This is a genomic window from Flavobacterium foetidum, assembly GCF_004634245.1.
Lineage (GTDB): Bacteria > Bacteroidota > Bacteroidia > Flavobacteriales > Flavobacteriaceae > Flavobacterium > Flavobacterium foetidum.
The window spans coordinates 453,649-478,617 of record NZ_SJTF01000002.1 but is presented as its reverse complement, the minus strand read 5'-3'; the positions used below and the strand labels follow the sequence as shown (position 1 = coordinate 478,617).

The window sequence follows — 24,969 nt, the reverse complement described above, 5'->3', positions numbered from 1 at the left end:
TTTTATTTTTAGGCTTCAATAAAAATCCAAAAGCTAAATGATTCTAATACAGTTTACAGGGTTGTCAGGATCTGGAAAAACAAGTCTAGCTGAAAACGTATGTAATTTGCTTCGACAAAATGGCTATCAGTCCGAAATTGTCGATGGAGACGTGTACCGCAAAACATTATGCCAAGACTTAGGTTTTTCTAAAGAGGACCGATGCGAGAATATCAGAAGACTTTTTAAAGTCGGACAGGATTTTGTTGAATCGAATAAGATTGTTTTAATGTCTGTCATTAATCCCTATGAAGAGGTGAGGAGTGAAATCAGAAAAAATCAATTTGTAAGAACAGTATTTTTAGATTGTTCAATAGATAATCTGATTAAAAGAGACCCGAAAGGATTATATAAAAAAGCTTTGCTTCCAGAGAATAATGCTGAAAAAATAAGAAATTTTACGGGTATTGAAGATGTTTACGAAAGACCCTTAAATGCCGATTTATTTCTTAAAACCGATGTAGAACCCTTGTCTCTCTCAATCCAAAAATTATACAATTTTATTATCGATAACCTACCTACAAACCATTCAAAACTTAATTTTATGAATCCGTCAAGCTGTCAACTGCCAGTTTCTTTCTCTATCGAAAAACTGCAAAATGATCTTTTAGTATGCGAGACCAATTTATGGACTCCTCATTTTAACACCAATCGTTATGAAGGCAATTGGACAAGTGTGTCTTTACGTTCGCAGTCGGGATTAGAAACCGATATTTTTTCGTTTCCGGATAGAGAATATAAAAACACACCTTTGCTGGAAAAGTGTTTTTATTTTAAAGAAATCATGGATTGGTTTGAATGCGAAAAAGAAGCAGTACGTTTATTGAGGCTCGGATCTGGAAGCGAAATCAAAGAACATGTTGATAATGACACTTCTTATGAAGACGGTTTTTTTAGAATTCATATTCCTATTATAACAAATGATGAAGTGTTTTTTTATGTAGATCATAAACGTGTTGAAATGAAGATGGGAGAGTGTTGGTATGCCAATTTTCAGTTACCACATAGTGTAGAAAACAAAAGTTCTGAACCAAGAATTCATCTTACGCTGGATTGTATCAGAAACGAATGGTCTGATGAGTTGTTCTCTAAAATGGGATTCGATATCTACTTTAAAGCCACTAAGAAACAATATTCTGATGCTGAAAAGCAGTTGATTATTGAAGAACTTTTGAGAAATCCTTCTGAAATCAGTGCTCAGATTATTGCCGAACTTCAGTCAAAATAACTTCACAATGGAGAATGTAAAACACCCTATGTTTAATTGGATTCCGATTAAATTAGTAGAAAACGAAAACAAAATTTATTTTGAATGGATTTATTTGTCCGATTTAAAAATCATAGATCCATTTTTTGACGATACATTGGCAAAATGCAGAAGTTTTGCTCAAAATTCTACACGCTTTAAAGTGGTTAGTACTGTAGAAAATCTGATACAATGGTCTGAAGAACTAGAATCGGTAGAACTGAAAGGGTTGGTTTTTCATGTTTCAAGATGCGGTTCAACCATGCTCAGTCAGTCTTTGGCATCTTCGGAGGAAAACATTATGATTTCTGAAGCTTCAATACTAGATCAAATATTAAGAAGCGAGATTTTAAGTCTGGCGGCTAAAAGTCAAGTACTGAAATCGGTAATTAGATTGCTGGCTCACAAGCGTTTTTCGCAACAGAAAAATACAATCCTAAAGCTTGATGCTTGGAGTATTTTTAAGGTTGATTATTTAAGAAAAGTTTTTCCGGAAATTCCATTTGCTCTCTTGTACAGAAATCCAGCAGAAGTTTTGCGTTCACATCAAAAGATGTCGGGAATGCATATGGTGCCAAATATAATCCCAGCAAGCGTTTTTGGCATCAAAAAAAATGAGATGCAAGAATTATCTTTACCGCAATATCGAGCATTGGTTTTAGAAAAATATTTTAAAGCTTTTCTGGATTTCTATAGAAAACACAATAATGTCACTTTGCTGAATTATAATGATGGAATGAAAAATGTAGTCGAGAAGTTTATATCTTTTGCAAGCCTTCAATATTCTGATGAAGAAACAAATATTATGCTAGAGCGGCTTACTAAACACTCCAAAAATGAGAATGTTGTTTTTTGTGGCGATTCTTATGAAGGGGATGCTGTACTAGCAAATCTGGCAAATGTAAATGCCGTGCATGAAAAATTGAATGCTGTTTATGCAGGAAATCCGGTTTAACTAAAATACCTAAAGATACTTTTTGCTCTTGTATTTATGTGTATTTTTGCGCCAAACATAAATAAAATGATTGATTTAGATTACCTCGCATTTTTAGAAAATATTTTAACAGAAAACAGAAAAGCTAATTTTTTAAAAGTGTTGGAAAACCGCACTAAACATTTTACAGTTGCTGTAGAAGATGTGTACCAAATGCATAATACCAGTGCGGTAATGCGCAGTTGTGAAGTCTTTGGAATTCAAGAATTGAATGTAATCGAACAGCGTTTTGGCAAAAGAATAGATAAGGAGATTGCTTTGGGCGCTCAGAAATGGGTAGACATTAATCGTTTTGATTCGGTTTCAGGTTGTTTGTCTGACCTAAGAAGCAAGGGATATCAGATTATTGCAACAACTCCGCACGAGAAAGACTGTATGCTGGAAGATTTTGATATCTCAAAACCAAGCGCTCTGTTTTTTGGAACTGAAAAAGAAGGTTTGTCAAAAGAAATTATGGACAATGCCGACGGTTTCTTGAAAATCCCGATGGTTGGGTTCACCGAAAGCCTTAATATTTCGGTTTCAGCCGCAATCATTATTCAAAATCTAACCAACAGATTGAGAAGATCCGATATTGACTGGAAACTGACTGATGATGAAATTCTGGCAAAACGTCTGGATTGGGCAAAAAACTCTATACGAGATATAAAAAGAATTGAAGCGCGTTATTATCAAGATAATCCAAGATAAATTAGATTCTAAGCTTCTAAGTTTCTGAGATGCTGAGGTTTTTAAGCTCGAACTTCTGAGATTCAAAAAACTGTTTCTAAAAAAAATCCCTGGCTACCATTTTAAAGTAATCAGGGATTTTATTTTGAAGTATTCGATCATCAGTAAAGAACTGGATGCCGAACCACTGTAATAATTTATTATTTAACCAAAACCCATTCGCCAGAAGCGATTAAAGTCTCAGCTTTTTTAAATTTCATTGTTTCTGTTTTTCCAGTTGCAACTTCTTGAACTGTAACAGTGTCATTTCGGTTGATTTTCGGCATATCTCTTACGATAGTTTCTGTAACCTGACGCTGTTGTGTTTCGCCCGCTTCGCGGTTGATTTCTTCGCTGCTCGGAATTTCGTCTTTGCTTAGCTTTAAGTTCTCCTTTGGACGAGCTACTTCTCTTGCTTCGTGAATTTCAGGAGTATTCTGAGCTGGTAAATCACCTTTGAACAAGAACGAGATTACTTCTTTGTTTACATTATCCAGCATTCCTCTAAACAAGTTGAAAGCTTCTAGTTTGTAAATTAGCAATGGGTCTTTTTGCTCGTGAACAGCCAATTGAACAGATTGTTTCAATTCGTCCATTTTGCGTAAGTGTTTTTTCCAAGCTTCGTCAACGATAGAAAGTGTAATGTTTTTCTCGAAATCAGCGATTAACTGAGCACCTTCGCTGTCATAAGCTTTTTTCAAATCTGTTACAACATTCAGCGTTTTGATTCCGTCTGTGAACGGAACAACAATTCTTTCGAAATGATTGTTTGGCTCTTCAAAAACTCCTTTAATGATTGGGAAAGCTTCTCTTGCACTTCTTTCGGTTTTTTCGGTATAGAATGCTAAAGCCTCTTTGTATACTTTTCCTGTGATTTCGATTTCAGATAATTTTGTGAATTCTGCTTCTGAAACGGGAGATGTGATTCCGAAATAACGAATCAAATCAAAATCAAATCCTTTATAATCGTTTGTAACTTTATTCTGGCTGACAATCAATTCGCAGGTATCATAGAGCATGTTTGCAATATCCAGTTTCAAACGCTCGCCAAACAATGCATGACGACGACGTTTGTAAACCACTTCACGTTGTGCGTTCATTACGTCATCATATTCTAATAAACGTTTACGAACACCAAAGTTGTTTTCTTCTACTTTTTTCTGTGCACGCTCGATAGATTTTGTCATCATCGAATGCTGAATAACTTCGCCTTCTTTTAATCCCATTCTGTCCATTACTTTTGCAACTCTTTCAGAACCGAACAAACGCATAAGGTTGTCTTCAAGAGAAACATAAAATTGAGAACTTCCCGGGTCTCCCTGACGACCAGAACGACCACGCAACTGGCGGTCTACACGACGAGAATCATGACGCTCAGTACCCACGATTGCTAAACCTCCTGCAGCTTTAACTTCTGGAGATAATTTAATATCGGTACCACGACCAGCCATGTTTGTAGCAATGGTTACAACTCCCGCTTTTCCAGCTTCTTCAACAATTTGCGCTTCTTGCTTGTGCATTTTAGCGTTCAATACATTGTGTTGGATTCCTCTCATTTTAAGCATACGGCTTAATAATTCTGAAATCTCTACAGAAGTTGTTCCGATAAGGACAGGTCTTCCTGCTTGTGAAAGTTCTGTTACATCCTCAATAACAGCATTAAATTTTTCACGTGTTGTTTTATAGATATAATCTTCTTTGTCTTGTCTTGCAATCGGACGGTTGGTTGGAATCTCAACCACATCCAATTTGTAGATCTGCCATAACTCTCCAGCCTCGGTAACAGCAGTACCTGTCATACCTGCTAATTTGCTGTACATTCTGAAATAGTTCTGTAATGTTACAGTTGCAAAAGTTTGAGTTGCAGCTTCGATTTTTACATTTTCTTTTGCTTCAATCGCCTGGTGTAGACCGTCTGAGTAACGACGTCCGTCCATGATACGTCCTGTTTGTTCATCGACAATCAAAATTTTGTTGTCCATGATAACGTATTCTACGTCTTTTTCAAATAAGGCGTAAGCTTTTAAAAGCTGTGTTAACGTATGGATACGTTCGCTTTTTACGCCAAAATCCTGAAATAATCTTTCTCTGGCTTCTGCTTCGGCGTCTTTGTCTAATTTTTGTTTTTCGATTTTAGCGATTTCTGTTCCGATATCTGGTAAAACGAAGAAATCGGCATCAGTATCTCCAGAAAGGTATTTGATACCGTTGTCTGTCAATTCAACCTGATTGTTTTTTTCTTCAATCACAAAATACAAAGCTTCATCCACTTTGTGCATTTCACGATTGTTGTCCTGCATGTATTGATTTTCAGTTTTTTGAAGCAATTGTTTGATTCCTTCTTCACTTAAAAATTTAATTAATGCTTTGTTTTTAGGTAAAGATCTATAAGCTCTTAATAATAAGAAACCTCCATCTTTAGTATTTCCTTCTTTGATTAATTTTTTAGCTTCAGCTAAGAAACCATTCGCTAACTGGCGTTGTTGTGCAACTAAGTTTTCGATTTTTGGTTTCAATTCGTTGAATTCATGACGATCTCCCTGCGGAACCGGTCCAGAAATAATAAGCGGCGTTCTGGCATCGTCAATTAAAACCGAGTCAACCTCGTCGACAATGGCAAAATTATGTTTTCTTTGAACAAGGTCGCTTGGTGAGTGCGCCATATTGTCTCTTAAGTAGTCAAAACCAAATTCGTTGTTGGTTCCGTACGTGATATCAGCATCATAAGCTTTTTTTCTAGCCTCAGTACTTGGCTGGTGATTATCGATACAATCAACAGATAAACCATGGAATTCGAATAAAGGAGCTTTCCAAGTGCTATCACGTTTAGCCAGATAATCGTTGACAGTTACCAAGTGAACACCATTTCCTGTCAAAGCATTTAAGTAAAGAGGAAGCGTTGCTACCAAAGTTTTACCTTCACCCGTTTGCATTTCGGCCACTTTACCTTCGTGCAAAACCATACCTCCGATTAATTGGACATCATAATGAATCATATCCCAAGTAATGTCTTTTCCGGCCGCATTCCATTTGTTTGCCCAGATAGATTTTTCACCTTCAATAACGATATATGGTTTTGTTGCAGAGAATTCTCTGTCTTTTGCAGTTGCAGTAACTTCAATATGTGAGTTTTCTTTAAAACGACGAGCAGTTTCTTTGACAACCGCAAATGCTTCAGGAAGAATTTCCATTAAAGTTTTTTCAGAAATCTCATAAGCTTCTTTTTCAAGAGCATCTATTGCATCATAAATGTCTTCTCTTTTGTCGATGTCTTCGATGTTTTCTACCTCTGCCTTAAGCGCAGCAATTTTAGCATCTTTATCAGCTCTGGCATCTTTAATCTTTTGTTTAAAATAAGCGGTTCTAGCTCTCAATTCGTCGTGAGACAAATTGATTAGTGTAGATTCGAATGTTTTAATTTTGTTTAAGTAAGGTTGTAAAGCTTTGACATCTTTCTGCGATTTATCGCCTACAAAGACTTTAATAATGCTGTTTATGAAACTCATGATTTATTGTATTTCTGTTTTATGTATATATATTTGAGCCAAAAAAAAAGTCTCTATGATGAGAGACTTTTTCATTTGGTTTATTTTCTAATATTCATCCTCATTCCAAAGATAATCTTCGTCTGTTGGATAATCAGGCCATATTTCTTCCATAGATTCATATATCTCACCTTCATCTTCGATAGACTGAAGGTTTTCTACTACCTCTAATGGAGCACCAGCTCTAATAGCGTAGTCTATAAGTTCGTCTTTGTTAGCAGGCCATGGCGCATCACTTAAATAAGATGCTAATTCTAATGTCCAATACATCTGTTATCTATTTAGTTTGTGCAAAAATAAATTTTTTACTGAAAAAGACAAGTAAATTTTGATTTATTTTAATAAAATTTAAGAACGTCCGTTGATAAAACCCAATTTTTAGATTTCAAATTCCAAAAAAGAAGCTTGAAACCTCCAATTTTAAAGCTTTTAAGCATAGCTTAAATTCGAAGAATTTTAGTTTTTCATTGGAATTTGGGATTTCAATAATTTGGAATTTTTAGAAATTTATTTTCTCGGTATCCACTTCACTTCTTCCGCTTTTAAGTCAGAGGACAACTTCCGTGCCAAGACAAAAAGGTAGTCAGAAAGTCGGTTTAAGTACTGAATTGCAATTTCTGGAACGTGCTCATTGTGGCTTAAATGCACTGCCAAACGTTCTGCTCTACGGCAAATACAACGAGCTATATGACAATGTGACACAGTTGGATGTCCGCCTGGCAAAACAAAATGAGTCATCGGCAGAAGACTTTCGTCCATTTTATCTATTTCGTTTTCTAGTAATTCGATGTCCGAATCAATTATGCCGAGATTTTCTAAACGAAGTTTTCCGTTTTTTAGAACTTCTTTTTCTTGCGGAGTTGCCAAAATGGCGCCTACCGTAAAAAGACGGTCCTGAATTTCGATTAAAATGGTTTTATAATGAGAATCCATTTCTTGGTCACGAATTAATCCGATATAAGAATTCAGTTCGTCAACAGTTCCATAACTATCAATCCGAATATGGTCTTTTGGAACTCTTGTGCCTCCAAATAGAGCTGTTGTTCCTTTATCGCCGGTTTTGGTATATACTTTCATTTGATTTAGATGCTGAGGTTCTAAGGTACTAAGTTTTTTAGATTAGTCTTTTGAAAAACTGAGTTCACTTGTTAGCTTTTTGAGTTCTAATTTGGCTTTTTGGTTAAAATTTCCATTTAAATCGGCAGTTTCTGCAGATGATTCGAGCTGTGAGCACGCTATGCAAACTATGGTCTGGCATATCACTTCGTTGTTTCTAAAATAAACGAATCCGAGTCTTGGCTGGTAACAGCCTGCAATGTTAGGGTTCTCGAACATTTTCTTATTACTCAAAATTGAATTTAATCTTGAAATCTGCTCCCGACTAAGTTTTTGTTTTTTGCGAATGGTGCTTATGTAATTTCCTTTTTCGTTAATTGGAGAATAATAATGTTCGCCAGAAAATCCTATATAATCAATTCCGATAACCGAATCACATTCAAAACCTTTCAAGTAAGATAAATTACTTTTGGTTTTTATTTTAACTGGATTTTCTATCACCCATTTTATTTCTGTTTTCGGTGCTTTAGTCGGCAAAGAAATATGAGTGTTTTTATTCTCTATCTCCTTTTTGCAACAGGCAAAAGTTAGAAGGATAAATAAAAAGTAAAATAAACGCATATTCTTATTTAGATTTCTTTAACTTTTCGATGTAAAAACAAAATTATTTTGCTGTATCACTTTCGATTAAACCATCTCTTAAGCGAATAACGCGATGTGCATAAGCCGCAATATCTTCTTCGTGAGTTACAAGAATAACAGTATTTCCTTGCGCGTGAATATCTCCAAAAAGCTTCATGATTTCTACAGAAGTTTTGCTGTCTAAGTTTCCGGTTGGCTCATCGGCTAAAATTATCGAAGGTTTATTAACCAGAGCTCTGGCTACAGCTACACGCTGGCGTTGTCCTCCCGAAAGCTGATTGGGTTGGTGATCCATTCGGTCTGCCAGATTTACCTGCTTTAAAACCTCTGTGGCACGAGCAGTTCTTTCCGATTTTCCGTAACCAGCATAAATCATTGGTAGTGCAACATTATCGAGGGCCGTTGTTCTTGGCAGAAGATTAAAGGTCTGAAAAACAAAACCGATTTCTTTGTTTCTGATTTCGGCCAACTCATCATCTCGCATCTTGCTCACATCTTTGCCATTTAAAATATAAGTTCCCGAAGTAGGAGTGTCTAGGCAGCCCAGTAAATTCATCAATGTTGATTTTCCAGATCCGGATGGGCCCATTAAAGCTACATACTCACCTTTGTTTATCTCTAAATTAACACCTTTTAAAACGTAAACAATTTCATTTCCCAAGACAAAATTTCGTCTTATGTCGGTTATTTTAATTAATGGTTCTGCCATCTGTCTTACAATTTTTGGATTTAAAAGTACAAAACACTTTTCAATATTTAATATGTAGCAACGAAATGGTTTTTGTTACAGATAATGTACGCACTAAAATTAAATTACTAAACATTATAATCTACCTTCAATACTATAAATTGTATTACAAGATTTTGATTTGATTTTATATAATTATCATATTTTTTAAATTAAACTGAAAATAATTTATTTTAATCGCTAAATTTTTAAAAATAATTTACAAATATTCAAATTTTTAATTATATTTGTTTTATAAATTTTAAATATCAGTATTATGAAAAATATACAAGTTTTAGCAGGCGCATTGGTAATCGCCTTAGGTTTTACTTCATGTAAAGATGAAAAGCAAGAAAAAGCTCAAAAGACAATCGACTCTTATGTAGCTTATGTAGATTCTGTAAAAAATGTTTCAGCAGAAAATTTAAAGGAAAATTGGACAGCTGTTGAAGCAGAATATGACAGAAAATCTCAAGAAGCAAATGCTGCTTTGGCAGATTTGAAAGATAATACGGCAGCGACCGAAAAAATCAATTCTAGTAAAACAAAATTCGAAGAATTTAAAAATGAAATGACCACCGTTTTTGCCCCTCCGGCCGCCGCTAGTCCGAAACAGCAATTAAGAGATGCGCTATTTGGTGCAGGGAAAATTGGAGACGATATGAATTTCAGCTGGGTAAATGCACAAAATATTCATAGCGTTTATCAGCAATTTGTTCATACTGTAGAAGATAATAAAGATAAATATTCCCGTGAAGATTGGGACGAAATCAAGCTGATGTATGAAGCATTAGACAGCCGTAAAAATACAGTTGAAAAAGAAGGCTTAACAGCTGAGGATAACAGAAAAATTGCTGGTTTGAAAGTTAAGTTTGCCCCAATGTATACTGTAAACAGAATGGGTGCTAAATCTGAAGAGAACAAAGATGCAAAAAAATAATCTGTTATTATTTTGAATTAGATAGAACGAAAAAGACAATCGGAAATGATTGTCTTTTTTTTATGCTCGAATTATAAAATGTTCTTTTTCTTGTTCGTATCTAAAAAATACAAATCCCCATTGAAAAGTATCAATCGTAACCTTTACTTTCGGATGTTTTTTAATAATCTCCCAAGCTTCTTCCATATCTTTTGACCAGTGTATATCATCAAAAATCCAAACCGAATCGTTATGGGTTGTGCCCAACAACAATTCAAAATACTCTAAAGTTGCTTGTTTTGAATGATTGCCGTCAAAGTATATTAGGTCAAAATGCTCACTTTCTGGTTGTGAGCCGATTTTTTGAAGATAATTTCCAAATTCTGTTACAATCGGATTTACATTCAAACAATCAAATTTATTGAATTGATTTTTCGCTATTCCGCCAGTTTGAGGACATCCCTCAAGAGTAATTACTTTTGCTTTCAGATTTCCTAGTGACAAGGCTGCTGTCGCCAGGCCCAAAGATGTTCCGATTTCTAGGATGTTTTTTGGCTGAAAATAACTTGTAACACGAAAAAGCAACCTCGCTCTTTTGGAAGTAATTCCAGCGGTTTTTGCAATTTTAGAAATCTGCCTTTTATTGGATTTGAAAACTCTAGATCCAGCTCCAAAATCGGTGACTTCAATGAAATTACGATTTTCTAAAAGAGATTTGCGGTAATACTTTAAAATTGAATATTGCGATTTTTTCTTTTTATCGTAAAAACATTTCGTCAGCAGATTAAAAACGAACGGTGAATGAACACCATGTTCGTTTTTAGATTCCCAGAGAAATTTTAGGTAAGCTTTTAATTGAAAGAACATTTATGAGTTTCAAATCAGATTTAGTTATTTACAGAAATTAATTTTACATCAAAAATTAAAACTGAACCTGCTGGAATCCCATTTGTAGAGTAGCTCCCGTATCCTAAATGCGCTGGTACCAAAAGAACACCGCTGCCGCCTTCTTTAAAATAAGGAATTCCTTCTATCCAGCCTTTAATCAATCTGTCTAGTTGAAAAGTTGCTCCTTCAGCAGTACTTTGGTCAAAAACAGAACCGTTGGTAAGATATCCTTTGTAAGCCACAGTGACACTATTTGTGCTAGTAGCTTGTTTGCCTGTTCCAGGCTCATTAACAATTATATACAAGCCAGTTCCGGTTGCCATTGCTTTAGATGTAAGATTGTTTTTGGCTAGGTAATCTGTGATTTGTGCTTCGTTTTCAGCAGAATAATCTTTCGGTACGATATCTGCAGGATTTTTTCCGCCGTCTACAGAACAAGATGAAAGTACTGTTACGGTAAATAATAATGCTAATAGTTTTTTCATGATGGTATTGTTTTTTTAAGATTGCTAATATAATAAAAATTAGTTCGTTTGTTTTTTTAGCTATTTCACAATAAAAACGCAATAATCCTAGATTTAGTTTCCAAACAAGGTTTTAGCCTTCAAGTTTGGCCGAAAGCTCAAACCATCGTTCTTCTTTGGCTTCTATTTTGTTGATGATATTCTGAAGTTCGTTTGCTTTTTTTTCTATATCATTGTCAGCGACTTTTCCGTCAGAGAAAAGTTGTTCGATTTTCGATTTTTCGATTTCTAAATCTTTGATTTCTCGTTCGATTTTTTGATATTCTTTCTGCTCGTTAAAAGTTAGATTTCCTGATGTATTATTCTGTTTCCAATCTTTTTTTTCTGTTTTTGTTTCTTCTTTCACAGCAGTCACATCAGCACTGTCTTCGTAAGCCCTGAAATCGGAATAGTTGCCCGGGAAGTTTTCGATTTCGCCTTGTCCTCTAAATACAAATAAATGATCGACAATTTTATCCATAAAATAACGATCGTGAGAAACGACTAATAAACATCCTGGATAATCTAATAGAAAACTTTCAAGAACGTTCAGCGTAACGATATCCAAATCGTTGGTAGGCTCATCAAGAATTAAAAAATTGGGATTCTGAATCAAAACGGTACATAGATATAAACGTTTTAATTCTCCACCGCTTAATTTCTCTACATAATCATATTGTTTTTTAGCATCAAAAAGAAAACGCTCCAATAATTGCGAAGCCGAAATTATCTTTCCTTTTGCAAGCGGGATATATTCACCATATTCTTTTATGACATCTATAACGCGTTGTCCCGGTTTTGGATTAATTCCAGATTGTGTATAATAGCCCACTTTTATAGTATCGCCTTTTACTACACGTCCGCTGTCTGGCGGAATTGTACCGGTAAGCAGATTTAAGAAAGTCGATTTTCCGGTTCCGTTTTTACCAATAATTCCGATACGTTCTCCACGTTGGAAATCAAAGCTGAAATCATCCAGAATAATACGGTCTTTGAATTTTTTAGAAAGTTTGTGAAGCTCGATGATTTTGCTTCCCATTCTCTCCATATTAATTTCAAGTTCAACTTTATTTTCTTTTCGTCGGCTTTGTGCTTTTTCCTTAATAACATAGAAATCGTCCTGACGCGATTTAGATTTGGTTGTTCTCGCTTTTGGCTGACGGCGCATCCATTCTAGCTCTTTTACAAACAAGTTTTTGGCTTTGTCTATGCTGGCGTTTTCAGAAGTGATTCTTTCTTCTTTTTTCTGTAGGTAGTAAGAGTAATTCCCCTTGTATTGGTATAATTTACCGTTGTCTAATTCGATGATTTCATTGCAGACGCGTTCCAAAAAGAAACGGTCGTGAGTAACCATAAACAGGGTAATATTTTCTTTGGCAAAATAACTTTCAAGCCATTCAATCATTTCAAGGTCTAAATGGTTTGTCGGCTCATCAAGAATTAATAAATCCGGACGATTGATTAGGATGATGGCCAATGAAAGACGTTTTTTTTGTCCTCCCGAAAGGTTTTTTACCTTAAGTTTAAAATCTTCTAGTTTTAGTTTGAATAGAATCTGCTTGTATTGCGTTTCAAAATCCCAAGCATTATGCTGGTCCATGGCATCAAAAGCTTTTTGATAGGCCTCTGTATCATCGGGATTTTCTAATGCTTTTTCGTAAGCTTCAATTACTTTTAAAGTCTCATTATCAGAAGCAAAGATGCTTTCTTCTATGGTTAACTCATCCTGTAGATTATTGTCTTGAGAAAGAAATGCCATTCTGATTCCTTTTCTCAACACAACCTGCCCCGTATCAGGTTCTTCGGCGCCGTTAATGATGCTCATAAGCGTGGTTTTGCCCGAACCGTTTTTGGCAATAAAAGCAATTTTTTGGTCTTTGTTGATTCCAAACGAAATATTGTCAAAAAGAACTCTTTCGCCAAATGACTTTGATATATTTTCTACAGATAAGTAATTCACAAGAATAAAATTTTTTGCAAAAGTAAGGTATTATATTACGATTTACGAATTATTTATGGAGATACAAACCCAAAACAGAGCTCAAGTCTAAATAATGAATTTGTTGTGGTGTATTTATAACGGGTTTCCGAATCAAGGCTTCATTTGTAATAAAAAAATGTAAGCCGTCTTTTGATGTAATACCTTCTATTTGATGAAAGGGAAGTTTTAAGTCGATTTTTCGTTTGTTTCCCGAGGTAAAATCAAAGTCTTTAAAGTCATACAAAAGATATAAAAATGATTTTCCGGTTTTGGAATAGCCACACAAAACAATCAATTTTTTGTCTTCGAAATAAACAGCCCCCGTAACCAAGCCTTTTGTGTCTAATGTCGTTTTTAATTGAGCAGTATGATTTCCTGATTCTTTAGATAGGCTGTATATGCTTGTTTTTGAAGAGCTCCATTGTTTGGTAAACAAATAAATACTGTCTTTTGAAACAATAAAAGCTTCGCAGTCAAAATTGGTTTTGTTAGGTTTTAAAGCAGAAAAATCGGTTTGGTCAGAATAATTGAAAGAGATTTTTTCGATGATTGGATTTTCTTCTAAAAATGTTCTTTTTTCAATTTTCAATATCTGAAGATTTTTTCTGTTGCCCGAATAATTGTTTCCAAAATCGCCAATGTAAATGTATAAGCTGTCCTGTGCTATTTCTTCCCAATCATGATTAATGACATTTGCAAGAATAATTTTCTTTTTGATTACACCTAAAGAATCTAGTCCGTAAATAGTTTTATCGTGGTCATCATTATGTGTCCAGAGAAGATTATTAAAATCGATTAATCCTGATGTTTCTTTTATAGAATCACTTAGTTTTTTAGAATATCGAGGTCTGATTTTAAGATTTTCATACTCGCAACTTCCATCATTTAAAGTTGCATTCGGATTGTAGTTTAGGGAAAGAGAGTCTGTACAGCCGGGAATTTGGCTATAAATAGAATTTAGAAATAGAAAAAAGAATATTGCGATTTTTTTCATTTAATGCTGGTAATTACTGCAAAAAAAAAAGATTCTTACATTTTAAAGCTTGTTTGTCAATTAAAATAGAAATTGTCTTGCAGTTCAAATTTATCATAATATATGATACTCTAAAATATGCTTTAAAAAAAGTCTAAGTAAATTAAGAAAACGATAGCGGATTTTTGAACCGCCTTTTTTAATTTAACTTTTTAATAATCGACTTAAAGATGGTATAAGAATAATTAAAATATTATTTTCGTCTTAAATACACAACCAATAAATCTTCTTCGGATAAAGAAATTAAAGATGACATTTTTACAAAAACTATCTAGTTATCGATTTTCAAGATATTCAAAATTGCTTTTTGTCTGTTGGGATTTAATTATTCTGAATCTTGCTGTCTATCTATCTGCATTGGTTCGATTTGGAAACATTGACGCACTTTTGACCAAGGATGAAAGAACTGTTTTGTTGCTTGCAAATATATTCTGGATTGGCCTGTTATTACAAAAAGATGCGCATCGTATCATCAGGATAGAATATATTGAGACGATTTTGCAGAGAACAATAAAGAAAATATTCATACATGTTGCTCTCGTAATTCTATTTGTTGTTTTTTTAAAATTTGATGACATATCAAGACTTAGACTATTATATTTCTATATATTTTTCTTCTTTTTTTTAGTTTTTTCCAGATATGCTTTTATGAAAGTCTTAAAAATTATAAGAGCTAAAGGATATAACTTCAAAAAGATCATCATTGTTGGCGCCAATGAAACCGGCGAAAAAATGCGTAAAATTTTAGCTAAGGATTTAACGTACGGCTACAAATTTTTAGGTTTTTTTGATGAAATACGACAGACGGAAATAGATGTTCGAGGAGGATTTGATGAAGTGCAGGAATTTATAATCAAAGAAAAAGTAGATGAGGTTTATGTTGCCTTGCATATTGATAAAGTTGATGTTATTAATAAACTTATAAAAGTATGCGAGCAGAATATGGTCAGAATTAAGTTTATTCCAGATTTCCAATTGTACACAAAATCCAGCAAAGTCGAAGTCTCTTTTTATGAAAACACTCCGGTTTTAATGCTTCGATCAGAACCTCTTGAGTTGGCGGCAAATAGAATCATAAAAAAAGTCTTTGACGTTTGTTTCTCGCTATTGGTAATTCTTCTGATTTTTCCTTGGCTTTTTCCGATTGTGATGATTCTCATAAAGCTAGAATCTCCAGGACCGGTATTTTTCAGGCAGATTCGGTCAGGTCGTGACAACAAATCTTTCATCTGCCTAAAGTTTAGAAGTATGTATGTCAACGATCAGGCCCACAATAAACAAGCAGGAAAAGGAGATCTTCGAGTGACCAAATTCGGTTCGTTTATGCGAAAAACCAGTATTGATGAATTGCCACAATTTTTTAATGTTTTTGTCGGCAGTATGTCGGTTGTAGGGCCACGACCGCATATGATTAATTTAGCGAAAGAATATAGCGAATTAATAGGCAATTATTCTGTTCGCCATTATGCAAAACCAGGAATTACGGGTTGGGCACAAGTAAATGGTTATCGTGGCGAAACCAAAAAACTCATCGATATGGAAAATAGAGTAGAGTGTGACATCTGGTATATCGAAAATTGGAGCTTGCTTTTAGATATCAAAATTATAGTCCGTACTTTAATTAACATTGTACGAGGAGACGATAACGCTTATTAAAAAGTCGTTTTTTTGATTAAAATCTAAAAAACTCATTATTGGCGATAATTTCTTTTAAAGCTGGCAAACTTTCGATTTTGATTTTTTGATTCAGTGACTTAATATGATTTTGATGATGAATATCGGTTCCGGCAAAATCATACATTCCTTTCTTTAAAAGCTGTTCGGCGGTTTTTGTAACCTGATCGCCATAATACCCTACGGTAGATAAAAGATTCAATTGAAATAGACAGCCTGATTTTTTTAACTTCTCGTACTCGGCAAAATTTTTATGATAGAATATATACCTTTCCGGATGTGCTAAAACGGGAATATAACCTGCGACCTGAATTTCGAACAAAATCTTGTAGAGCTGAACCGGTGCGTTTAGGTAAGACATCTCAACCAAAACATAATTATCTTTTAGAGTAAGCAGTTTTTCTTCTTTAAAATGATTCTCGAACCAGTCGTCCATAAAATATTCTGCCGCGGTTCTTATCGGGATTTGTATTTTGTTGTCTTCAAGAGCAAGCTGTGTTTCCTTAAGTTTTGAAATAATAGTTGCGACAGAATTATTCCAAACATAATGGCTGATGTGTGGCGTGGTAATGATTTGCGATATTCCCAAATCCTGAAATGATTGAACGAGCTGCATCGATTTGGCCATAGAATTGGCACCATCATCAATTCCAGGCAGCAAATGAGAATGAATATCTATATAATCTCCGGCAAGAAGATCTTTTAAAAAAGGTTTTGATTTAAAGAAGGATAACATGACGCAAATGTAGATAAAAATGATTGCTTTCTCAATTTTAGAATTATGGTATATTTGAGAGATAGAAAAATATAGAGTTTTATGAAAATAAAGGAACAATTATTCAACAAAAGAATCATTTCGATAGATGCTCTTAGAGGTATTACCATTTTTGTAATGATTTTTGTAAACGAACTTGCAAGCGTTAAAAACATTCCGCAATGGATGAAACATATGCCCGCTGATGCAGACGCAATGACCTTTGTTGATTTAGTTTTCCCTGCTTTTTTATTTATTGTCGGAATGTCTATTCCGTTTGCCTTAAATGTAAGACTGATTAAGGGCGACAGCGCAATAACAATCTGGATGCATACTGTAAAAAGAGCATTGGCCTTGATTATAATCGGGGTTTTTATGGTAAATGCCGAATATGGTTACGATGCCTCGAAAATGATTATAATTCCGGCCTTGTGGGGACTTTTGGCGTACGCACTTCCAATTCCGATTTGGAATAAATATCCTAAAGATTTTCCTGTTTGGTTAAAAAATGTTTTGCAATATGGCGGAATCTTAGTTTTGATAACGCTCTATTTTCTATATGTTCAAGACACAGGCGAAAGAGGGATGACACCAAAATGGTGGGGAATTTTAGGACTGATTGGTTGGGCGTATCTTTTTACTGTACTTTTTTATTGGCTGGTTTCAGGCAATTTATGGTCAATGATTGGATTCTTGATTCTATGCGTATTACTAAATTCATTCAATTTAACAGAAGGCTCTTTTGTTCAAAATAGTTCTTGGCTTAGTTTTATTGCAGGTCATCTTACACACGCTTCACTAGTTGCTGCGGGAGTGATTATTTCTCTGTTGTTTTTTGAAAAGAAGGGCAATTCAGTCATCAATTGGCCGGTTATTGTTTTTATCTTTTTATTTATGCTGACAGCTGCTTTACTCCGTCCTTATTTCGGAATTTCAAAAATAAAAGGAACGCCGTCTTGGACCATGTATTCAGCTGCTATCTGCACAGTGATTTATTATTTTTTATTTTGGCTTATCGAAGTACGAAAACAGATCAGATGGAGTGAATTTTTTATGCCCGCGGCAGCGAATCCGTTGCTGATTTATATTCTTCCTGGCATAATTTATTATTGCAATGAGGTGTTTGGTCTTCATATTATACCCGATTATTTTAAAGAAGGGTTACCAGGAATTTTATGGTCGTTGCTGTTTTCTATCCTTATGCTTTTGCTGATGAAAATCTGTAACAAGTTTAAGATTCAGTTGCAGTTGTAAAGCTGTTTATTTAAGATTCAGATAGATCAAGTGCTTATGGAATCAGTAAAAACGACTAATCTTTGCGTGTAGATTAATCCGAAAATTTCTAACTTTCCGCCAAAATTTACAGAATCCTTTTTCATGCAATTATCAGTTGTTATCCTTAATTATAATGTACGCTATTTTCTAGAACAGTGTGTTTTAAGCGTTCAGGAAGCAATTTCTACGATAGATGCCGAAATTATTGTAGTCGATAATAATTCATCTGACGAAAGTCTTGTCATGATGAAAGAAAAATTCCCCAATGTAAAATTGATAGAAAACAAAGAAAATTTTGGTTTCCCAAAAGGAAATAATATAGGTTTTCGTCAAGCGAAAGGGAAATACGTTTGCATCTTAAATCCAGATACTGTGGTGGCTGAGGATACATTCGTGAAAATTCTGGCTTTCGCCGAAAGGCAAAACAATCTCGGAATTATAGGCTGTAAACTGATTGATGGAACTGGAGAATTTCTGCCCGAAAGCAAAAGAGGAGTTCCGACTCCTTGGGTTGCCTTTACAAAGATTTTCAGCTTGTACAAAATCTTTCCCAAAACAAAACTTTTTAATCAATATTACGCACAGCATTTAGACGAAAGCAAAACGGGAAAAGTGGATATTCTCGTTGGTGCTTTTATGTTTCTAGAAAGCAAACTTTACGAAAATTTAAACGGTTTCGACGAAAACTGTTTTATGTACGCCGACGATATCGATTTGTCGTATCGCGCCTTAAAGCTGCAAAAGAATAATTTTTATTTTGCCGAAACTATTGTATTGCACTATAAAGGAGAGAGCACGATAAAAGATGAGCATTACATGAAAAGATTTCAGGAATCTATGAATTTCTTTTATCAAAAGCATTTCAAAAAATCTTGGTTCTTCACTGTTTTTATTAAAATTGGTGCTTTTTTGTTTTCGTTCGCTAAAATGTTTCAAGGAAAACCACAAGATAATCCGTTGCCAGAAAGTTATTTTTTATACTCCCAAAATGAGAATTTCACTAAAAAACTGGCTTCGATTTTGGAAAATAAAGTTGGTTTTTTAGATTTCAAAGAGGAAAAAATGGTAAATTCGTGCCTGATTTTAAAGGGTAAAAAGACAGAGGTAATTTTGGATAATCACTATATTTCATTCAAAAAATGTATCGAAATCATAGAAACTCTTAAAGATAAGAAGGTTACTTTTAAAATATTTCCTAAAAATGCAGGTTTTATTATTGGAAGTAATTCAAGAAATGACAGAGGGCAAATTATAAAAATTGAGTAAAAAATTATATTAAGTGTAATTTATGTTTAAAATTTTAGTTAATTTCGCAATCTGAAAATCAAAAACATCTTTTAGATTAACAATATGGCAAGATTTGAATTAAAGCTTCCTAAAATGGGAGAAAGTGTCGCTGAAGCAACCATTACAAATTGGTTGAAAGAAGTTGGAGACAAAATTGAAGCTGACGAAGCGGTGCTGGAAATTGCAACTGACAAGGTTGACAGTGAAGTGCCTAGCGAGGTGTCGGGAATTTTAGTTGAGCAGTTGTTTGGAAAAGATGATTTAGTGCAGGTAGGGCAGACAATAGCAATTATTGAAACTGAAGGAGGTGAAGAAGCTCCAAAATCGGTTGAAGAAAATTCGGCGCCAGCAGAAGTTCAGGCTATCGAACAGACTATTGAAGCAGTAAAAGAAACTGTTGCACCAGTCCAGGATTTTTCGGGTTCAGAAAAGTTTTTATCTCCTTTGGTGAAGAACATCGCAAAAGAAGAGGGGATTTCTGCAGCAGAACTGGATAGTATTGCAGGTTCTGGAAAAGACGGACGTATTACAAAAGAAGATATTTTAAAATATATTGAGGGTCGCAAGTCGGGTGCTGTAAAAGTTGAGGTGGCGCAAAAAGAAGAATCAGCGCCTTTAGCTGAAACTCCAAAGCCTGAAACTGCAGCTCCAAAAACAGTAGAGGCTAGACCTGAACCAATAGTTCAAAAAAGCCAGCAAGTAGTTCCGGTTTCTGTAAACGGTGGAGACGAAATTGTTGAAATGGACAGAATGCGTAAACTGATTTCCGGTTATATGACAGCTTCAGTTCAGACTTCGGCACACGTTCAGTCATTTATTGAAGTTGATGTTACGAATATTGTAAAATGGAGAGACAAAGTAAAAACGGCTTTCGAAAAAAGAGAAGGTGAGAAACTTACTTTTACTCCAATTATGATGGAGGCTGTGGCAAAAGCGTTAAAAGATTTTCCGGGAATGAATATTTCTGTTGATGGAGATTACATCATCAAAAAGAAAAACATCAATTTAGGAATGGCGGCAGCATTGCCGAACGGAAATTTAATTGTGCCTGTAATTAAAAATGCCGATCAGTTGAATTTGGTCGGAATGGCAAAAGCGGTAAATGATTTAGGAAATCGTGCAAAAGCAGGAAAACTGAAACCAGACGATACGCAAGGCGGCACTTATACGGTAACAAATGTGGGTACTTTCGGAAGCGTTTTCGGAACGCCGATCATTAATCAGCCTCAAGTTGGGATTTTAGCTCTTGGAGCGATTCGTAAGGTTCCTGCGGTTATCGAAACTCCAGAAGGAGATTTTATCGGAATCCGTCAGAAAATGTTCTTGTCGCACTCTTACGATCACAGGGTGGTAGACGGAGCTTTAGGAGGAAGTTTTGTAAAAAGAGTGGCAGAATATTTAGAGGCTTTTGATATAGATAGAGATATTTAAAAATCTGCTTTAAATAAATTCAAATCCGGTAAGTTTTAAACTTGCCGGATTTTTTTATTTTGTAAGAAAAGGTAAAGTGTCGCTGAGCTGGCTACAAAAATCAGGCTTTTTAAAAGTTAAAAATGACAAAATGAAAGCATTTTTAGACAAAAAAAACAAGAATAGAGCAGGAATTTCGGCTTTAAAAATTACATTTGTAGACTTATAAAAATTAGAAATGGAATTAAAACTAAACAAACCAATTTGCTTTTTTGATCTCGAAACAACGGGAATTGATATCGGTAAAGATAGAATCGTAGAAATTTCAATATTCAAAGTTTTTCCGAACGGAAACAAAGAAAGTAAAACATGGTTGGTTAATCCGACAATTCCAATTCCGCCACAGACAACCGCTGTTCATGGTATTACCGACGAAAGAGTAGCCGGCGAACCAACATTTGCAGAACTGGCGCCTCATATTCATAATATGATTAAGGACAGTGATTTGGGCGGATTCAATTCTGATCGTTTTGATATTCCTTTGCTGGCAGAAGAGCTGTTGCGTGCAGGGGTAGATTTTGATATGAAGAATAAAGTTTCTGTAGACGTTCAGACTATATTCCATAAAATGGAAGAACGTACACTTAGTGCGGCCTTGAAGTTTTACTGTGGCAAAAGTCTGGAAAATGCGCATTCTGCAGAAGCAGATACTATGGCGACTTACGAAATCCTGAAAGCGCAGTTGGATCGTTATCCAGAATTGGAAAATGACATTAAATCTTTATCTGAATTTACAACTCGTAAAAAAATAGCTGATTTTGCCGGAATGATTGCTTTTGATCAAGACGGAGAGGAAATTTTTACTTTCGGAAAGCATAAAGGCGCCAAAGTGGAGAAGGTCTTAGAGGCAGAACCGGGCTATTTCAGCTGGATTCAAAATGCAGACTTCCCTTTATATACCAAGAAAGTTTTGACTGGAATAAAGTTGAGAAAATTAAACACAAAGTAAAGTATGCAGTATTCAGTTTTTAGTGTTCAGTCTTTGAATGCTAAAGGTTTTTCTGAATACTAAAAAACTGAGAACTGAACACTAAATAGTAATGAAGATTATCTGTGTCGGCAGGAATTATGCCAATCATATTGAAGAGTTAAAAAACGAACGACCAACTGAGCCGGTTGTTTTTATGAAACCTGATTCTGCGGTTTTGCTGAAACAGCATCCGTTTGTCATTCCGGAATTTTCGGAAGATGTTCATCATGAGATAGAGATTATTGTCAAAATCAATAAGGTTGGAAAGTACATCGAACCTAAATTTGCGCATAAATATTATGACGAAATCAGTGTTGGGATTGATTTTACAGCAAGAGACCTTCAGAGCAAACTGAAAGAAAAAGGGCTCCCGTGGGAAAAGGCAAAAGCCTTTGACGGTTCGGCCGTTGTTGGTGATTTTTTGCCAAAAAGTGATTTTGTTTCTATGGAAAATCTTAATTTTGAGCTCAAAAATAATGGCGAAACAGTTCAGAAAGGCAATTCTGAAATGATGCTTTGGAAGATTGATGAGCTTATTTCGTATGTTTCGCAGTTTTTTACCTTAAAGATAGGTGATATAATTTTTACAGGCACTCCAGAAGGAGTGGCAGCCGTAAAACCAAATGACGTTTTAGAAGGCTTTTTAGAAGATAAAAAATTATTCAGAATACAAGTAAAATAATGGCTTTAAAATACAACCTTTCGAAAGTCTATGCGCTTTCAGATAATGATCCTGAATTTGTAAACGAAATTCTTAAGTTATTTGTTACCGAGGTTCCTGAGGATTTAAAACAAATCAAAGAAGGGATTAAGAAAAAAGATCATAAATATGCCTATTCTTATGCTCATAAAATAAAGCCAACTTTAGATTTAATGGGGCTGAATGTAGCTTTTGAAGAAATTCTTCAGGTAGAAGCATGGACAAAAGCCGAAGGAAAGAAAAAAGATATTATCGAAACTTTTAAAAGCATCAAAATACAAGTTAAAGAAGCAATCAAAGAAATAAAAAAAGACTTTGATTTGTAAATACAATCATAAAACCCAATTTAGAAACTTGTATTAAGTTGTAAATTGGGTTTGTTTTTGCTTATTCTGCAATAAATCTTTCCGACCTAAGGTTTTGAAGTTGTGTCTGCTAAGCCACAAAGCAGAGAATTCTTTTTAAATAATAACTTGCTCGAGGCAAGTGAAAAAACAATCCAAGTTATGAAAGCAGCAATCGTTACAATCGGAGACGAGATTCTGATTGGGCAAATCATCGATACAAATTCGGCTTTTATGGCCAAAGCTCTCGACAGGATAGGGGTTGAGGTAACCGAAATGCTGTCAATCAGCGATGACAAAAAACATATTTTAGATACATTTGCTCATTTTCAGAATAAAGTAGAAGTCGTAATTATCACAGGAGGTCTTGGTCCGACCAAAGACGATGTTACCAAAAAAACTTTCTGCGAGTATTTTGACGATGAGTTGGTGGTAAATCAGGAGGTTCTGGCTCATGTAACAGAATTGATAGAAGGTTTTTATAAAAGGCCTATTTCGCAGCTTAACAAAGACCAAGCACTGGTGCCATCAACCTGCACTGTTCTTCCGAATAAGGTTGGGACCGCTCCGGGAATGTGGATGAAAAAGGAAAATACCGTTTTTATTTCGCTTCCAGGAGTTCCGTACGAAATGAAATATTTGGTTGAAGAAGAAATTATCCCAAAGATTGTTCGTGAATACAAACGCCCGTACATTATTCACAAAACCATTCTGACTTACGGTCAGGGAGAAAGCCTAGTTGCAGAACGTATCGAGCAATGGGAGAATAATCTGCCCGAATTTATAAAGCTGGCCTATCTGCCAAATCCAGGGCGTGTACGTTTGAGAATGACAGCATGTGGTACAGATAAAGAGCTTTTAGAAAAAGCAATTGAAGAAAATGTACAGTCGTTAGACGCTATAATTCATGACATTATTGTGGGTTATGACGAAAATGAGACCTTGGAAACTGTAGTGGGGAAATTGCTTGCCAGAGAAAATGCGACGATTTCTACAGCCGAAAGTTTTACAGGCGGAAAAGTGGCTTCGCTGCTGTCTGCCGTTCCCGGGGCATCGGCTTATTTTAAGGGAAGTGTCGTTTCTTATGCAACCGAAGCCAAGATAAATGTGCTTGGGGTTCCAGAAGGTTTAGTAAATGAGTTTTCTGTAGTTAGCGCCGAAGTTGCAAAAGCTATGGCTTTGAACGTGAAAAACTTACTGAAAACAGACTACGCCATAGCAACCACGGGCAATGCAGGCCCTTCAAAGGGCGATTCTGATGCCGAAATTGGCACTGTTTTTATCGCTTTAGCAACGCCAAACGGAGTGGTTGCAGAGGAATTTAACTTCGGACAACCACGTGAAAAAGTGATAGATAGGGCGACAGTTAAGAGTTTGGAAATACTGCAGAAAGAAATTTTAAAAATTGTGCAATAATTTTTTGCTACAATGGTTTATTTTTCTTTTCTTTGCACCCTGATTTTGAATAACGATAAAAGATAAGTATAATGTCAAGAGTTTGTGACCTTACAGGTAAAAGAGCGATGGTAGGAAATAACGTTTCTCACGCTATGAACAAAACTAAGAGAAAGTTTTCTGTAAACTTAGTTAAAAAGCGTTTTTATCTTCCAGAAGAAGATAGATGGATTACTCTTAGAGTAGCAGCATCTACGATAAAAACAATTAATAAAAACGGAATCACTGCTGTTTTGAAAAAAGCGCAGTCAGAAGGATTTATCAAATAATCTTTTCCTAAATAAATATATAGCAAGATGGCAAAGAAAGGTAATAGAATCCAAGTAATTTTAGAATGTACTGAGCACAAAACTTCTGGTGTTCCAGGAACTTCTAGATATATTACAACTAAGAACAAAAAAAATACTCCAGACAGATTAGAGATTAAAAAATTTAATCCAATCTTGAAAAGAGTAACTGTTCACAAAGAAATTAAGTAATAATTAGAGATTTTGATAAAATCTCAAATGGTTTTTCATTTGAAGATTTATTGAATTTCAAAACATTTGAATCATGGCAAAGAAAACCGTAGCATCGTTACAAACATCTTCTAAGAGATTATCAAAAGCCATCAAAATGGTAAAATCTCCTAAAACTGGTGCATATACATTCGTAGAATCTATTATGGCTCCTGAAGAAGTTGATGAATTCTTGAAAAAGAAATAATTACAATTACATTATATAGAAAAGCTACTTTCTTGCGGAAGTAGCTTTTTTATT

Annotated in this window: 25 protein-coding genes; 15 read left to right on the top strand and 10 right to left on the bottom strand. The window is 34.9% G+C overall.

Annotated features, from left to right (window positions below):
• Positions 1 to 37: 37 nt before the first annotated feature.
• From cysC to E0W73_RS04395, 3 genes are all read left to right on the top strand, one after another.
• The gene (gene cysC / locus E0W73_RS21555) at positions 38 to 1,267 is read left to right on the top strand and encodes an adenylyl-sulfate kinase (protein WP_244248433.1); all 1,230 of its coding nucleotides are present in this window, start codon (positions 38 to 40) and stop codon (positions 1,265 to 1,267) included.
• A gap of 7 nt (positions 1,268 to 1,274) precedes the next feature.
• Positions 1,275 to 2,240 (top strand): sulfotransferase family protein, encoded by a 966-nt coding sequence (locus E0W73_RS04400; protein ID WP_135220875.1) that lies wholly within the window; start codon positions 1,275 to 1,277, stop codon positions 2,238 to 2,240.
• Between the two features lie 66 nt (positions 2,241 to 2,306).
• On the top strand, positions 2,307 to 2,969 hold the full coding sequence (locus E0W73_RS04395; protein WP_135220874.1) for a TrmH family RNA methyltransferase: 663 nt from the start codon (positions 2,307 to 2,309) through the stop codon (positions 2,967 to 2,969).
• 179 nt (positions 2,970 to 3,148) lie between these two features.
• On the opposite strand, the gene secA is transcribed toward E0W73_RS04395, so the two are convergent.
• From secA to E0W73_RS04370, 5 genes are all read right to left on the bottom strand, one after another.
• A complete protein-coding gene (gene secA, locus E0W73_RS04390) occupies positions 3,149 to 6,493 on the bottom strand; it encodes a preprotein translocase subunit SecA (RefSeq protein ID WP_135220873.1) in 3,345 nt (1,114 codons plus the stop codon).
• Positions 6,494 to 6,580: 87 nt separating this feature from the next.
• The gene (locus E0W73_RS04385) at positions 6,581 to 6,802 is read right to left on the bottom strand and encodes a DUF2795 domain-containing protein (protein ID WP_007138072.1); all 222 of its coding nucleotides are present in this window, start codon (positions 6,800 to 6,802) and stop codon (positions 6,581 to 6,583) included.
• 237 nt (positions 6,803 to 7,039) lie between these two features.
• Positions 7,040 to 7,609 (bottom strand): cob(I)yrinic acid a,c-diamide adenosyltransferase, encoded by a 570-nt coding sequence (locus tag E0W73_RS04380; RefSeq protein ID WP_135220872.1) that lies wholly within the window; start codon positions 7,607 to 7,609, stop codon positions 7,040 to 7,042.
• Positions 7,610 to 7,651: 42 nt separating this feature from the next.
• Positions 7,652 to 8,125, bottom strand: coding sequence for a hypothetical protein (locus E0W73_RS04375; protein ID WP_135220871.1), 474 nt, complete (start codon positions 8,123 to 8,125; stop codon positions 7,652 to 7,654).
• Positions 8,126 to 8,252: 127 nt separating this feature from the next.
• Positions 8,253 to 8,939 carry an ABC transporter ATP-binding protein gene (locus E0W73_RS04370; RefSeq protein ID WP_135220870.1) on the bottom strand — a complete coding sequence of 229 codons (687 nt, stop codon included), beginning with the start codon at positions 8,937 to 8,939 and terminating at the stop codon, positions 8,253 to 8,255.
• 295 nt (positions 8,940 to 9,234) lie between these two features.
• Between E0W73_RS04370 and E0W73_RS04365 the strand changes: the two genes are divergently transcribed.
• Positions 9,235 to 9,897, top strand: a complete 663-nt coding sequence (locus E0W73_RS04365) for a DUF6565 domain-containing protein (protein WP_135220869.1) — start codon at positions 9,235 to 9,237, stop codon at positions 9,895 to 9,897.
• 60 nt (positions 9,898 to 9,957) lie between these two features.
• On the opposite strand, the gene E0W73_RS04360 is transcribed toward E0W73_RS04365, so the two are convergent.
• The 4 genes from E0W73_RS04360 to E0W73_RS04345 form a co-directional block, all read right to left on the bottom strand.
• A complete protein-coding gene (locus E0W73_RS04360; RefSeq protein WP_135220868.1) occupies positions 9,958 to 10,743 on the bottom strand; it encodes an O-methyltransferase in 786 nt (261 codons plus the stop codon).
• Positions 10,744 to 10,763: 20 nt separating this feature from the next.
• A complete protein-coding gene (locus E0W73_RS04355; protein WP_135220867.1) occupies positions 10,764 to 11,249 on the bottom strand; it encodes an FKBP-type peptidyl-prolyl cis-trans isomerase in 486 nt (161 codons plus the stop codon).
• A 112-nt stretch (positions 11,250 to 11,361) separates the two neighbouring features.
• Complete coding sequence (locus E0W73_RS04350; RefSeq protein WP_135220866.1) at positions 11,362 to 13,227, bottom strand: ABC-F family ATP-binding cassette domain-containing protein; 1,866 nt, start codon at positions 13,225 to 13,227, stop codon at positions 11,362 to 11,364.
• Positions 13,228 to 13,276: 49 nt separating this feature from the next.
• Complete coding sequence (locus tag E0W73_RS04345) at positions 13,277 to 14,242, bottom strand: T9SS C-terminal target domain-containing protein (protein ID WP_135220865.1); 966 nt, start codon at positions 14,240 to 14,242, stop codon at positions 13,277 to 13,279.
• A 288-nt stretch (positions 14,243 to 14,530) separates the two neighbouring features.
• Here E0W73_RS04345 and E0W73_RS04340 point away from each other — a divergent pair, with 288 nt between their 5' ends.
• Positions 14,531 to 15,937 (top strand): undecaprenyl-phosphate glucose phosphotransferase, encoded by a 1,407-nt coding sequence (locus tag E0W73_RS04340; protein ID WP_135220864.1) that lies wholly within the window; start codon positions 14,531 to 14,533, stop codon positions 15,935 to 15,937.
• A gap of 16 nt (positions 15,938 to 15,953) precedes the next feature.
• On the opposite strand, the gene E0W73_RS04335 is transcribed toward E0W73_RS04340, so the two are convergent.
• The gene (locus E0W73_RS04335; RefSeq protein WP_135220863.1) at positions 15,954 to 16,691 is read right to left on the bottom strand and encodes a tyrosine-protein phosphatase; all 738 of its coding nucleotides are present in this window, start codon (positions 16,689 to 16,691) and stop codon (positions 15,954 to 15,956) included.
• 81 nt (positions 16,692 to 16,772) lie between these two features.
• Here E0W73_RS04335 and E0W73_RS04330 point away from each other — a divergent pair, with 81 nt between their 5' ends.
• The 10 genes from E0W73_RS04330 to E0W73_RS04285 all read left to right on the top strand — a co-directional run bounded on the left by E0W73_RS04330 (position 16,773) and on the right by E0W73_RS04285 (position 24,915).
• Positions 16,773 to 17,963: a DUF5009 domain-containing protein gene (locus tag E0W73_RS04330; RefSeq protein ID WP_135220862.1), complete on the top strand. Its 1,191-nt coding sequence runs from the start codon at positions 16,773 to 16,775 to the stop codon at positions 17,961 to 17,963.
• Between the two features lie 123 nt (positions 17,964 to 18,086).
• Complete coding sequence (locus tag E0W73_RS04325) at positions 18,087 to 19,250, top strand: glycosyltransferase family 2 protein (protein WP_135220861.1); 1,164 nt, start codon at positions 18,087 to 18,089, stop codon at positions 19,248 to 19,250.
• An 84-nt stretch (positions 19,251 to 19,334) separates the two neighbouring features.
• Positions 19,335 to 20,702, top strand: coding sequence for a dihydrolipoamide acetyltransferase family protein (locus E0W73_RS04320; RefSeq protein ID WP_135220860.1), 1,368 nt, complete (start codon positions 19,335 to 19,337; stop codon positions 20,700 to 20,702).
• Between the two features lie 217 nt (positions 20,703 to 20,919).
• Complete coding sequence (locus E0W73_RS04315) at positions 20,920 to 21,690, top strand: 3'-5' exonuclease (protein ID WP_135220859.1); 771 nt, start codon at positions 20,920 to 20,922, stop codon at positions 21,688 to 21,690.
• A 91-nt stretch (positions 21,691 to 21,781) separates the two neighbouring features.
• A complete protein-coding gene (locus E0W73_RS04310) occupies positions 21,782 to 22,393 on the top strand; it encodes a fumarylacetoacetate hydrolase family protein (RefSeq protein WP_135220858.1) in 612 nt (203 codons plus the stop codon).
• Complete coding sequence (locus E0W73_RS04305; protein WP_133524699.1) at positions 22,393 to 22,737, top strand: Hpt domain-containing protein; 345 nt, start codon at positions 22,393 to 22,395, stop codon at positions 22,735 to 22,737. Before E0W73_RS04310 ends, E0W73_RS04305 begins: the two co-directional genes overlap by 1 nt.
• 180 nt (positions 22,738 to 22,917) lie before the next feature.
• On the top strand, positions 22,918 to 24,171 hold the full coding sequence (locus E0W73_RS04300; protein WP_135220857.1) for a CinA family nicotinamide mononucleotide deamidase-related protein: 1,254 nt from the start codon (positions 22,918 to 22,920) through the stop codon (positions 24,169 to 24,171).
• A 71-nt stretch (positions 24,172 to 24,242) separates the two neighbouring features.
• Positions 24,243 to 24,479 carry a 50S ribosomal protein L28 gene (gene rpmB, locus E0W73_RS04295; RefSeq protein ID WP_008468080.1) on the top strand — a complete coding sequence of 79 codons (237 nt, stop codon included), beginning with the start codon at positions 24,243 to 24,245 and terminating at the stop codon, positions 24,477 to 24,479.
• 27 nt (positions 24,480 to 24,506) lie between these two features.
• The gene (gene rpmG, locus E0W73_RS04290) at positions 24,507 to 24,689 is read left to right on the top strand and encodes a 50S ribosomal protein L33 (RefSeq protein ID WP_008253902.1); all 183 of its coding nucleotides are present in this window, start codon (positions 24,507 to 24,509) and stop codon (positions 24,687 to 24,689) included.
• A gap of 73 nt (positions 24,690 to 24,762) precedes the next feature.
• Positions 24,763 to 24,915, top strand: a complete 153-nt coding sequence (locus E0W73_RS04285; RefSeq protein ID WP_008468081.1) for a DUF4295 domain-containing protein — start codon at positions 24,763 to 24,765, stop codon at positions 24,913 to 24,915.
• Positions 24,916 to 24,969: the final 54 nt, after the last annotated feature.

Excerpts from the sequence above, each read along its gene's own strand:
- E0W73_RS04285 (WP_008468081.1), top strand. The coding sequence starts at position 24,763 with ATGGCAAAGAAAACCGTAGCATCGTTACAAACATCTTCTAAGAGATTA.
- rpmB (WP_008468080.1), top strand. The coding sequence starts at position 24,243 with ATGTCAAGAGTTTGTGACCTTACAGGTAAAAGAGCGATGGTAGGAAAT.
- E0W73_RS04345 (WP_135220865.1), bottom strand. The coding sequence starts at position 14,242 with ATGAAAAAAATCGCAATATTCTTTTTTCTATTTCTAAATTCTATTTAT.
- E0W73_RS04300 (WP_135220857.1), top strand. The coding sequence starts at position 22,918 with ATGAAAGCAGCAATCGTTACAATCGGAGACGAGATTCTGATTGGGCAA.
- E0W73_RS04360 (WP_135220868.1), bottom strand. The coding sequence starts at position 10,743 with ATGTTCTTTCAATTAAAAGCTTACCTAAAATTTCTCTGGGAATCTAAA.
- E0W73_RS04320 (WP_135220860.1), top strand. The coding sequence starts at position 19,335 with ATGGCAAGATTTGAATTAAAGCTTCCTAAAATGGGAGAAAGTGTCGCT.
- rpmG (WP_008253902.1), top strand. The coding sequence starts at position 24,507 with ATGGCAAAGAAAGGTAATAGAATCCAAGTAATTTTAGAATGTACTGAG.
- E0W73_RS04330 (WP_135220862.1), top strand. The coding sequence starts at position 16,773 with ATGAAAATAAAGGAACAATTATTCAACAAAAGAATCATTTCGATAGAT.
- E0W73_RS04305 (WP_133524699.1), top strand. The coding sequence starts at position 22,393 with ATGGCTTTAAAATACAACCTTTCGAAAGTCTATGCGCTTTCAGATAAT.
- E0W73_RS04340 (WP_135220864.1), top strand. The coding sequence starts at position 14,531 with ATGACATTTTTACAAAAACTATCTAGTTATCGATTTTCAAGATATTCA.
- secA (WP_135220873.1), bottom strand. The coding sequence starts at position 6,493 with ATGAGTTTCATAAACAGCATTATTAAAGTCTTTGTAGGCGATAAATCG.
- E0W73_RS04395 (WP_135220874.1), top strand. The coding sequence starts at position 2,307 with ATGATTGATTTAGATTACCTCGCATTTTTAGAAAATATTTTAACAGAA.
- cysC (WP_244248433.1), top strand. The coding sequence starts at position 38 with ATGATTCTAATACAGTTTACAGGGTTGTCAGGATCTGGAAAAACAAGT.
- E0W73_RS04315 (WP_135220859.1), top strand. The coding sequence starts at position 20,920 with ATGGAATTAAAACTAAACAAACCAATTTGCTTTTTTGATCTCGAAACA.
- E0W73_RS04400 (WP_135220875.1), top strand. The coding sequence starts at position 1,275 with ATGGAGAATGTAAAACACCCTATGTTTAATTGGATTCCGATTAAATTA.
- E0W73_RS04355 (WP_135220867.1), bottom strand. The coding sequence starts at position 11,249 with ATGAAAAAACTATTAGCATTATTATTTACCGTAACAGTACTTTCATCT.
- E0W73_RS04380 (WP_135220872.1), bottom strand. The coding sequence starts at position 7,609 with ATGAAAGTATATACCAAAACCGGCGATAAAGGAACAACAGCTCTATTT.
- E0W73_RS04310 (WP_135220858.1), top strand. The coding sequence starts at position 21,782 with ATGAAGATTATCTGTGTCGGCAGGAATTATGCCAATCATATTGAAGAG.
- E0W73_RS04325 (WP_135220861.1), top strand. The coding sequence starts at position 18,087 with ATGCAATTATCAGTTGTTATCCTTAATTATAATGTACGCTATTTTCTA.
- E0W73_RS04335 (WP_135220863.1), bottom strand. The coding sequence starts at position 16,691 with ATGTTATCCTTCTTTAAATCAAAACCTTTTTTAAAAGATCTTCTTGCC.
- E0W73_RS04365 (WP_135220869.1), top strand. The coding sequence starts at position 9,235 with ATGAAAAATATACAAGTTTTAGCAGGCGCATTGGTAATCGCCTTAGGT.
- E0W73_RS04370 (WP_135220870.1), bottom strand. The coding sequence starts at position 8,939 with ATGGCAGAACCATTAATTAAAATAACCGACATAAGACGAAATTTTGTC.
- E0W73_RS04385 (WP_007138072.1), bottom strand. The coding sequence starts at position 6,802 with ATGTATTGGACATTAGAATTAGCATCTTATTTAAGTGATGCGCCATGG.